5 protein-coding genes and 5 pseudogenes are annotated in these 11,114 nt (G+C 37.3%); 4 read left to right on the top strand and 6 right to left on the bottom strand.

Going from position 1 to position 11,114, the window contains the following annotated elements; translation table 11 throughout:
- The 3 genes and pseudogenes from mobB to GNY06_RS05360 all read right to left on the bottom strand — a co-directional run.
- Positions 1-1,233 (bottom strand): conjugal transfer protein MobB (gene mobB / locus GNY06_RS05370; RefSeq protein WP_166519121.1); only part of this gene is annotated, 1,233 nt, incomplete at its 3' end.
- An 8-nt stretch (positions 1,234-1,241) separates the two neighbouring features.
- Positions 1,242-1,672 (bottom strand): annotated as a pseudogene (gene mobA / locus GNY06_RS05365) (conjugal transfer protein MobA).
- 249 nt (positions 1,673-1,921) lie between these two features.
- Positions 1,922-2,128 (bottom strand): hypothetical protein, encoded by a 207-nt coding sequence (locus tag GNY06_RS05360; protein WP_166519120.1) that lies wholly within the window; start codon positions 2,126-2,128, stop codon positions 1,922-1,924.
- 252 nt (positions 2,129-2,380) lie between these two features.
- Between GNY06_RS05360 and GNY06_RS05355 the strand changes: the two are divergent.
- From GNY06_RS05355 to GNY06_RS05345, 3 genes and pseudogenes are all read left to right on the top strand, one after another.
- Positions 2,381-3,147 (top strand): annotated as a pseudogene (locus tag GNY06_RS05355) (ParA family protein).
- A gap of 139 nt (positions 3,148-3,286) precedes the next feature.
- Positions 3,287-3,601 (top strand): annotated as a pseudogene (locus tag GNY06_RS05350) (DUF3408 domain-containing protein); the annotation flags it as partial.
- Between the two features lie 128 nt (positions 3,602-3,729).
- Positions 3,730-4,248 carry a conjugal transfer protein TraD gene (locus GNY06_RS05345; RefSeq protein ID WP_449390393.1) on the top strand — a complete coding sequence of 173 codons (519 nt, stop codon included), beginning with the start codon at positions 3,730-3,732 and terminating at the stop codon, positions 4,246-4,248.
- A gap of 29 nt (positions 4,249-4,277) precedes the next feature.
- Here the strand turns inward: GNY06_RS05345 and GNY06_RS05340 are convergent, their stop codons facing one another.
- Positions 4,278-7,334, bottom strand: a complete 3,057-nt coding sequence (locus tag GNY06_RS05340) for a DEAD/DEAH box helicase (protein ID WP_166519119.1) — start codon at positions 7,332-7,334, stop codon at positions 4,278-4,280.
- A 14-nt stretch (positions 7,335-7,348) separates the two neighbouring features.
- Complete coding sequence (locus GNY06_RS05335) at positions 7,349-10,309, bottom strand: TrlF family AAA-like ATPase (protein ID WP_166519118.1); 2,961 nt, start codon at positions 10,307-10,309, stop codon at positions 7,349-7,351.
- A gap of 251 nt (positions 10,310-10,560) precedes the next feature.
- Here GNY06_RS05335 and GNY06_RS05330 point away from each other — a divergent pair.
- Positions 10,561-10,824, top strand: a pseudogene (locus tag GNY06_RS05330) (DUF4134 domain-containing protein).
- A gap of 9 nt (positions 10,825-10,833) precedes the next feature.
- On the opposite strand, the pseudogene GNY06_RS14185 reads toward GNY06_RS05330, so the two are convergent.
- Positions 10,834-11,114: pseudogene (locus GNY06_RS14185) on the bottom strand (DUF932 domain-containing protein); the annotation flags it as partial.

Below are 11,114 nucleotides of genomic sequence, written 5' to 3'. Positions count from 1 at the left end.
CAGTTCCTCGTAATCTTCGCCTTGGGCTTCGGGCAATAAACCGCCTAATGCTTCAATCAAACCGTCTTCGTGCTTGTCAGTAGTTAAGAAGTCGAACAAATGGTGTGGTTCTTCCGCAGGAAGATCTACATCATTTGATGTGGATAGCTTGGGTTGTAAAACGGCAGGTTCTTTAATATCCGGTTTGATGTTATTATTCCAATAATCATTAAAGGTGTTGGCAGAAAGTTCTGTTGCCAAACGTGAGCCGCTCCATACCGCTTTGGAATTGTGGTCTATAAATGTGATACCATAAATACGTCCTGTATCATTCCGGCGCACGACTACGTTAATGCCCTGTTCCGCTAACTGCTTTTTAAAAGCCTGTCCATCACTTGTGGTTTTCAGAGCAATGGTAACGGCAGATTTCAAGGTCTGTTTGGTTGGGCTGTCTTTCAAGGCGGTTTTGCATTTCGCAAAATGCAATTCCAAAGCCGGAAGTCCTGCGCTCTTTCCGAACAGCGAAGCCTTGAACGGATGCCCGGCTCTTTTGCCTTTTTCATTTAGCGGAATATATAATAAGCCCTGCTGCATTTTCCCCTGTAATTCGCCCTCGATTTTCTCGGTGGTAATATTGAACAGGGAAAGCAAGGCGTTGTATTCGCCCAACGTTTGGTATTGGTAACAGTTCGGCAGGTGGCGAACGACCGAAGCGATTTGGCTTTTTACATCACCTGCCCGATAATCTACCGGACGGAAAACCTTTTCATTTTGGTTGCGCTCCTTGTCCGTTGCGGGTATCAATCCGTGTTTTCTTTCCAGTGCACGGCATACATTCATAGACCGCATTTTCTCGAATTTGTCCGAAATCTTTTTGCCCTGCTCATCCACGCAAACCGATACAATGTGTATATGGCTGCGGTCAATATCGGTATGTTTGAATACAATACAAGGCTGTTCGCCGTAGCCCATTTCCCGCATATACTGTTCTGCCATTTCCCGAAATTTATCATCGCTTACCTTATCATTCGGGTCGGGATTGAGCGAGATATGCAGGGTATGTTTCTCGGTATTGCGGTTCGCTATCAGGTAAGGAGCAAAAGACTGGGCTAATTGTGCTACGGAATAATGACCACTTGCATTTTCAATCATCTTATTGGCAAACAAAATCTGCCCGTTTTCATTCTCTACTTTAAGCTGATTGTATGCCAACGCCCCGTATAAATTTGCACTTCTCCCGATTTTTGCTATCATTGCTACCGCTATTTTTTCAGGTGTTCTTCCTCAAATTTTTCGGTAATCTGAATGATTTTCTGACATAGCATTGCCATTTCAGCCGTCTGCTTTTCCAGTTTGTACAGGAATGCCGCCGCCTTTTTCTCGGAAAAATTCTTGTACAGCAGCTTTACAATTTGGTTATAGTTTACACCTATGGAACGGAACTGGCTGTGAAAAGAGGTCAGCCGCATATAAAAATCAACCGTTCCTTTATCAATCTGAATGGTCTTTATGGTCTTGTCAAAGATGCAGGACGTTATGAAATGCGCCTTTACCTGCATACCTGATTTATCAAAAAGGCAATAAAGCGGGCGTGTTCCTGCTCGTTAAAGGAAATCGTATAGCGGATTGTCGCCGGGTCTTCCTTGGGGAGGCGTCCGGTCTTTTTCAATTCCTTTTTGTTGTTATCGTTCATCACTAATCCATTTTAAAATCCATACAAAACCCTGACTTCGGAAGGTGTTTTTTGCCCCCTGCAAAGGGCAAGTTGTTTTGAGCATCGGAAATCATTCCGAGATGCTCAAAACACAACTTGCCGTGTTCCGATGAACACAAAAATCCGCCCTGCGGGACGGATTGAATGTAACAGGGAAAAACGGCTTTATGCCGCCCGTGTTACCCCTCGATATGTCAAAAGACTTTTGCATAAATCCGTTAATAAAAATCACAATACAAAGTAAAGCCCTGTTCCACAGTGCCAAACAGTGCCTCTGACCACCAAACAATGCCACAGGCGTATAATCGAATGAATTTGATTGGTTCTTTGCCCTTGAATGATGGCAGGAAGACAGGCAGCACGTACTTCAGGAAAAGCAGACGGCGCACATTTAGGAATGCAGGCAATTCTGCCTGCCTGATTGCAGGAATGCAAGAAAGCAAGATTGCACGACTGCCGGAAAGCGTGAACGCTTGCTATCCAACTATCCGGCTCGCCTGAATGATTGGTTGATTGGCGGAATGAAAGAATGACGGCAAGCCTGCCTGATAAGCTACCGGAATGATTGCAAGGCTGCTGTACTGCAAGGAAGCAGGCAATCAAGTATGAACGCAGGCAATCAGAACGGCTTGCCGGAACGCCTGCAAGCCTGAAAACAGGAATTTGAAAACTTTAAATTTTAAAAATATGGACACAAAAAAGAAACCTCTGTTTATCGCTTTTTCTTCACAAAAAGGCGGTGTTGGCAAAAGCACATTTACCACGCTTGTGGCAAGTACGATGCACTATCGGTTGGGCTACAACGTAGCCGTATTTGATGCGGATTTTCCGCAGCATAGTTTAATGAAAATGAAAGCCCGTGATTTGGCAATGGTAATGGAAAATGAGGCATTGAAAAAACGGGCCTATAAGCAATTTACCACTATCAACAAGAAAGCCTATCCTATCATGCAGTACAAAGCGGATAGCGTATTGGATGCTGCACACGAATATGTAACGGCTTCTGCCGTTCCAGTTGATGTGGTATTTTTGACCTGCCCGGAACTGTGAACACGCCCGGCATTCTGAAAGCACTGGAAGGAATGCACCACATTTTTACGCCCATTACCGCAGACCGTGTAGTAATGGAAAGTACGCTCATTTTCACGCAGCTTTTGCGGGATGTGATTATGAAAAAAGGCGAAACGTCCATAGAAACCATTAACCTGTTTTGGAACCATGTGGACGGCAGGGAAAGCACACCCTTATATGACGTGTACAATCAGCTTATAGCCCAACTGGGTTTAAGCCTCATGCAAAGCCAAGTGAAGAACAGCACCCGTTTTCGCAAAGAAAGCGAAGCGAACAGTAAGATGGTTTTCCGTTCTACCGTACTGCCGCCTGATGAACGTTTGATGAAAGCCTGCCAGTTAGACCTGTTCATTAATGAATTTCTAAAAATCATTCAATTATAGTCCTATGGAAAAAGATAACAAAAGAAAAGTCACGCCCGACATCTACGAAGAATTAATGATGGACCTGATGGTGTACGGCGTTAAAAAAGAGGACTTACAGCTTCCACCTGAACTGCCTGAATAGCAGGAAAAGGAAACTGTAAAAGACGAAGTGAAACAGGAAGAATTGCCACAAAGCAAATCTGTACAAAGGGAACGTAACCGCACCAAGAAAAATTTTGACGGCAGCTACGGCGAACATTTTTTGAAAACGCACTCTATGACAAAGCGGGGCGATAAAAGCATTTATATCCGGCAGGAATACCACGAACGCTTATCCCGTATTGTGCAGGTTATTGGTAAAGCTGCCATACCCCTTTATGCCTACCTTGACAATATACTGGAACATCATTTTGAAATGTTTGAGAAAGCAATCACAGATGATTTCAACGAAAAATTTAAACCCATTTTTTAAAGCATTCGATTATGGAAATAATAATTGTGATTTGCCTGCTGATAGTCATTGCACTACTGTTACAGGATAAGATTGTCATTAAGAAATGGGTGTAGCAAAAGCCAAAGCAGGAAAAAGTTAACCCGAACTTGTACGATATTATGGGTCAGCCTAAGCCGGTGAGAAGCCTATCAGTGCCAAACACTGCCAATGAAAGCCAAATAGCTGAACAGGAGATAAACCCTGATAATTTAGACATAGAATACGACGAAAATGAAAACGTTGGCATTCAAATTCCGCAGGAAGAACTGGAGGAAGTTTTCAGCAATAAGCCTGATTTGGAAGATGAGGAAGAAGAATGGAACAGATACAGAATATCCGGTGGTAATGACATTCTTGCCCAGGGGGTTACCTACGACGAACTAAGCTCCGTAGGGGCATTGCTCCAAAAAGAAAATTTGGAACAGGCTCAAAAGGAAACAGCGGTAGCCATAGTTCAAAAATTACAGGGAACGGAATTATTCAGCCTACTAGAAAATTCCATTGAGGGTGCTTCCCGAAAAATTGCCGAGCTTTTGGATAGCACACTTTCGGCTGAAATCGACAACAGTTCTTCCACTCTGCGGAAAAGTGATTTGAGTGATTTTGACATTGGGGAGTTTGTATAAGCAAACTCCCTTTTGTTTTTATAACAAAACTAATCCAACATACTAATCATCGTACTAAAATAATTACAAGTACCCCAAAGCTTCTTGTTTCCAATTACATAAAACCGTTTTTTAGCCCTGGTTAATGCTACATTCAACATATTAGGCTTTTGTGATGCCCAGTTTCTTGCACCCGAGGATTTTGGGTCACTGCCTAAAACTAAAAATACAATATCTGCCTCTTTTCCTTGAAATTTATGAATGGTTCCGCAAAGTACTTTTTTATCTCCCCTAAATGTGTTAGAGCAATATGAAGCAACAGATTTGAAAGGGGAAATTACATAAATGACACCATCATAACCGCTATTTCGTAACTCATTAATCTTGTGAGAAAGAAAAGTTATTTCTTGCTTAACGACATGCTTATTGACTAGCGAAACCACATCAGTATTTGAACTAAACCAACAGGAGTTGCCAATAAATGCTCCTTTAGAATTTGTAGTTACAGCTTTTACCATCTGATTGCTGTATGCAATTCTATTTGCAATAGAGAACATAGGGTCATCACAACGTCGATGTGTTCGGAGTGGAAAGCCTGTCCAGATTTTCTCGTCAGTATTGCCAACATTCATATATGTTCCCGATAAAGAAACTCTATCAGCTAATTGTTGTACCGACACGCTGTATGGCGACCAATCAACACTAACATTATGTTCATTTCTCAACATGGTTACTAATTTCTCGGGAATCGTAACAACAGGCTCAACTTGCAATGGGTCTCCAACAATTACACATCTTTTTGAACGATGAATAAGACCTGTTGCCGATTGAGGCGTTGCCTGACCTGCTTCATCTATTAGTAGCCAACCTATTTGTTGTTGGTTTTGATTAGGAAAAAGTTGGCTTGCGGAAGCTAAAGAGGTAGATACAACTGGTACACAAAGGAAAAAGGTATCCCATAAATTCTGCGATATATTATTTTCAAACTTTCCCCATCCAAAAGTCATTTCAAAATAAGCAGTCAAATTGTTCTTGATACTTTTTGCGTTTGATAATATGGCATCACGATGCAATTGTAGCGCAACAAGAAATATATCGCTTCTTAGTTTAGCAATTTTTGCAGAATGATAAGGGTTTGAAAGATGAATATCAGTTAAATCTTTTTCATAGAAATCTATATCAAAAATATTGTTGATATCAATATCATAGTTTTTTATTAGCTCGTTTTGTAATTTTTGATAAGAAGTAAAAAATGATTTAATTTGAAACAATTGAGGTTTATATTCGGTTTGCCTATCTAACAGCGTCTTGGTTTTCTTCTCATTATTTTCCAATTGTTGTTTCAAATCATTTAAATTGCCTTGAATAGATTTAAGATTGATGATGATTCCTTCAGCTTCTAAATTCCATTTCTGAAAACTTTTGGTATTGAATAGTTTTTGAAAAAAGAAAAATGATGGCTTACGTTGTTCTTGCAAACTCAATAAAGACTGCACACGCTCTGCATCCTTTTTTACGCTACTCTCTTTATCTAAAAGAATTCGTTTTTCATTACTTAACTTTAGTAAATCCTTTTCAATTTTCTTTAATTCAATAGATATCTGTTTTTCTTGCTTCTTATTTTTTATAAAAGTAGGTAACTGTGTATGAAAAGAACTTGCAGCTTTTTTGAATATATCAAAATCTCTCAATAATGATTTGAATTTTTGATTAGACAGCTCAAACGATTTATAGTGAGTGTAGGTTTCATCATTTTCTGTGTCTTTATAAACTTCATATAATAAATCGTGAAAGTAAATTGTACCGTCTTTATTTTTAAATTGCCAAAATGATTCTTTAAAATTTTTTCGATTTTTAAAATTGCCTAAGGCTGCAGCGAGCGCACCCCAGCTTTGCTCATCTATAAGTTTAGTAGAGCATTCACCAAAATAATTAGCCTCTGGAAAATTAGCTACATCTATTTTACTTTTAAGTGGCAGTTCTTTACTGATATTTTCGACCGCAGCATTGTTATTACTGGCTACAACTATTCCGAAGTTCTTTGCAAGGGCTGGGTTAATGGTATAATTGAACATCTTAAAACCATTCTCCTTTTCACCTATAGGGTATCCTTTCTGAAATATTTTATCACACCCTAATCCAGAAATCACTTTAGCTCTTTCTACAATTATTTCAGCAATTACATCAAACAATAAAGTAGTCTTTCCGGTACCTGGAGGACCATTCACTCCTTGTAATCCTTCATTATTCCTTAAATTAGAAAAGATGGTGTTTATTGCTCCGGTTTGGGCGGTGTATAAGCCGTATTCTACTTTTGACGGCCATCTCCCGGCTGTTAAGTGAATTGGACTCATAGCATCGAAAAGATGTTGTTTATCTTCTATTAAGTCTTTTCTCTCACTTATAACTGGTTGTAATTGAAGATATTCTTTAAGCGTTGTACTAAAATTCTTTTCCTCTATACGAGATAAATAATTTAAATCGTCCAAGTAAAAGCTATTCATAAAGCTCGGATTTGGTTCACTATCTTTTGAACCTTTGTCAACAAGCAAAAAAACATTAATATCTTCTTTCCACCAAGATGTAAGTCTTTTCAAGTATTCAACCTCCCGTTTTAAGTGCAAAGATTTTATAACATCACCTTTAGGAGCAGGCTCGTTTTCATTAAGAATTTCTGGGACGTTATATCTTTCTAAAAAATCTTCCCTTACCTTATCCAAATCTTGGGATACAGAAGAAATATTTTTATTTTTCTCTAAAGCACTTATACCAAATACATAGCTTGCCACTATGTAACTATCGTTTTGCGGACGACCTTTTTCATCTAAAATTAATCTAGAAAAACAGCTGAAACCTTTTACTGGTTCTTCCCAATCATTTGTTACATCGACTTTCAATAAAGTGTTAACATGTTCAAGGATAAACTTCTTATCTATTTTTCCGAATAAAAGAGTAAAACGCCATTTATCGTGCTCTTCTGCCTCTCTTAATTCTTGAAGCCAAGGCAGGGCATCATTTGTATCTATCAGTGTAGCATTTTTATTTAAGTCAGGAAGGTCAAATATTTCAATGTCTCTCCAGAATTGTATTATGTCTTGTTTTTTCAATCTTTTCGGTATATTTAGTGAAACCTGTATTTTTTTTCTCTCATCATAAATGCATCCTTGCCTCCTTCAACTATATCAGCTATGTGTTGTCTAATTCCCATAGATTTCAACAAATCGGTTTCTGAAACTCTTTTATCGAACGAATTTTCGATAGCCCCATTTATATAGTCGAACTTAAAAACACTGGTTGATTGTTCTTCATTTTGTCCTTTCTGATTAGCTATAATAACATTTTCAGCATCTGCGTTTACCACAATATTAGCGTTATGTGTTACAATTATAATCTGCCTCTCCAGCTTTTTACTTCTTAAATAGTTAACTAAATCAGTTGTTATCGACCTATTGTCAAGATTATCTTCCGGCTGGTCTATCAAAATTGGTGCTTTAGATTTGCTTAGACCAATGATTAGCATTAAGATGACAAAACTTGCTTTACCTGTTGACATTTCTCCTAGTTTATCATTCTTGTAGTTTATATCCCAGTAATCAAAGAAATAATCATCTAAAATAATTTTTATAGCAGCTTGAACAGAAGTTCTATTTGTAAGAGCGTATTTTTTAGTTATTAAATCATCAAAAAGTTTTGTTATATCTTGTAGAATTAAATCAAAATCGGCAGTATCAGTGGCTTTTTTATTAGCCCCCAAAATAGTATAATCATTGTAGGAAGCACTTCTGCGATCGCTTATAGCATAAATTTTTTCCCAAAGTTTTGAGTAATTAAACTGTGCCTTACCATCAATTCCTAAACCGTCCTTTTCTAATTCAACAGTCCTAACTTTCAAAGCTGTTATTATATCAGGATAATGTTGGTAGCTATTTTTATAAATTGTAAAAATCTCTTCTTTAGTTTCGGCAAGTAACTTTTTCTTGTCTTGTATTTTTTTCGAAAGAGTATCGATATCTGACAACGATTTTTTGTCGTTTGCAATAGATTGGTTAAGCACTTCTATAGACTTCTTAACTTGTTCATCTTTCAAATACGGTTGGATAGCAGTATTTGTAATTTTTTGCTCTTTATTAATTGCCAAAAGAACATCTCTAAATTTGCAGTCTTTTGTAAAAGAACGTGTTCCTTTGTCATTTACTTGAACTTCTATTGACGTGTTCAATTCATCTATTTTCGCAAGAAGAGCATCCAAAGCTGCATATTCTGTTTCATAAAAAGACTTAATTTCTTGCAATTGCAATTGACTAACTATTGTATCTTTTTTCTGTTTAAGGCTTTTAAGATTTTGAGCTAATTCCGAATTGAGACTTTGAATTGCCGAAAAATCATCTTTGAAATTTTGCAATTTAGTGTTGTTGCCTTCTAACTTAGTTTGTAAAGCATTATATTTTGCAACTTGTTCCGGCGTAAGTCCAGTACTGTTATTTAATTCCTCGACCTTACTTGTATTCGTTTCAATATTCTTGTCTAATACAGCTTTGCTCGATTTAGTCTTTAAATCAGCTTCTAGTGTATCAATTTCATCTTGAGTTTCGAAATATAAATCAATTTTTGTGTTTCTCAATTTATCATTTTGAGAAACCTTTGTTATGAAATCTTGATACCATTCCTTTGAAGTGTCATCTTCGGTAATAAGGTCACGGACAAGTTTATTTAATGATTTACCTTTCTTATTAAGCTCTGGCTCTGCAAGTTTTACCAGATAATTTTGCGGAATATATTTAATTTCAGGTAAAATTGAATTTTCATCTTTCAGGCGGATGAGTTTTTGAGTAAAACCGCCTTTGGTTGTTATTTGAAAATCAAACCCATCATCAATTTTGTTTAAATCATATTTGTCTGTGCCATCATCATTTTGAAGTACAGTCTGGTCTGCAGAAAGTGTTTTGGCTATAGCATAAAGTAAAATAGATTTACCTGAAGATTTTCCGCCTATAACGACATTAAGATTGGGATTAAGATAAATTTGGACATTAGAAAATGTATTTTTTGGAGAAATAAAAGAAACTTGTTCAATTATTAATTTTTCTTCTTTAAAATCTGGTTCTTCAATCTGAATTTTAACTCTGCTTTCAGGTTCAAAACAGATTTGTCTCAATCCTTCAAAATTCAAATTACCCTTTACCCACGTGAACTTAGAGAACAAGTCGTCCTCAATATGAGCATCACAGCCAACGATGCAAGGTTTTAATGACCCTCTATGCAGAATAACGTTTTCAACTTCTTTTTTATAAATAGTTTCATTATAGCCATCTGTTCCTTCTAATCTTTTTCCAATAAAATACTTAACATCTTTAGGGTTTGCTGAAAATATACCATCTGAAATATAATAAATAGATCTTCTAAGACCATCTAAGTTACCACTCTCATTCTCAAATAAATCGTAATGTTTCTGTGTGCCAGAAGCGCCATCATTGTTTGAATTACTTACAATAAGCAACGTGTTATCTTTAAATCTTTTATTTGTTGATATAAGTTCTCTTAACGACTTAAGGTCAATGACAAAATTTTCAATTCCTTTCTCGTATTGCTTATGAAGTTCATTGATATTTGGGTCTAACGATTTCCCATAGCTTGTTATACCGTGTCGGTTCATTTTTACACCATCTTGATTTGCTATATGAGAAAAAAAATCGTTCTCTAAATCTCCAACATATTCAGGATTAAAGACACAATGAATATTTATCAAACGCCCTTTATCAGTTGCTGGTAACATTCTCAATTCTACATTTGGAAATATGAAGATGCTTTTAATAAAAGTTATTTCATCTGGTGAGAAGAGTTTTTCGCCTTTTTCATCAACCTTGTTTTCAATATTACTTCTGTATTCAATTGCTTCAAGATATCTTTCAATTGAAAAATAATCTGTTATAGCTATTGCCGAAATCCGATGCTCAAAAGCTTTTTTGAAAAACAAACAAAAGAAATCATCCATTGTGGGTGATGAAAATTTGTCATTTTTATTCGTCCCTTTAGTATGAATGTGAAAGTCCCACTTTCTCCACTCAGACCCCTTGTTTGCCATATTAATAATCTGTTTATAGTTACAATAGTTGTAGCCGAATTAATACTCTCCTTTATATTGCTAAGATAACAATTATTAAATTAGTAGCCACTCACCGCCAAACAATTCCTCTGACTGCCAATTTGTTATCATGCCTCAATTTCTGAAACACCTTTGTTTCGAAAGCCCACAAGGTGTGGGATAATAGTAACAAATTAATGTGTTTCTATTATGGAAAAACAAAGAAAAAAGTTTTGCTGGCAGCCTTGGCAATGCTGTCAGGAATTGGTGCGTTTGCATAGGGAAATGTACAAGCAGGTATCAACGAGGCTACCGAAATGGTAACAAGTTATTTCGATCCCGCCACTCAGCTCATCTACGCCATCGGTGCGGTGGTTGGGCTCATCGGAGACGTTAAGGTGTACAACAAGTTCAGCTCCGGCGACCCTGATACATCGAAGACTGCGGCTTCGTGGTTCGGTGCGTGTATTTTTCTAATCGTTGCCGCTACTATCCTGCGTTCATTCTTCCTTTAATCCCTTGCCTTATGAATTGTCTGTACACAGTTCAAAGGCTTTTTGGCTCTTTAGCTTTGCCGTACTACCTATTACAATAGATTGTAGTTTCGCTTCGCCGTCTCTGTAATTGCGTACATTCTGAAAGTAGCCTGTAACAGCGTTGTAAGCCCCGAATCATGTGCCTTTGGTAGTCGCCATTTGTTGGGTGTCGCTTATCATAGCGTATTCAAAGGCATCATCTACGGTGTTTTTGAACACGGTGGAAACTTCATCTTCCGCACCTTTTTTGAGCAGGTTAAGCGTTTCTT

The organism is Elizabethkingia argenteiflava, from assembly GCF_009904105.1.
In the GTDB taxonomy this organism is placed as follows: Bacteria; Bacteroidota; Bacteroidia; order Flavobacteriales; family Weeksellaceae; genus Elizabethkingia; species Elizabethkingia argenteiflava.
The sequence above is the reverse complement of the archived record's forward strand: the minus strand, read 5'-3'. Positions and strand labels throughout refer to the sequence as shown.

What these genes read in the sequence shown, in the direction of transcription:
- GNY06_RS05335 (WP_166519118.1), bottom strand. Translation starts at nt 10,309, where the DNA reads ATGGCAAACAAGGGGTCTGAGTGGAGAAAGTGGGACTTTCACATTCAT.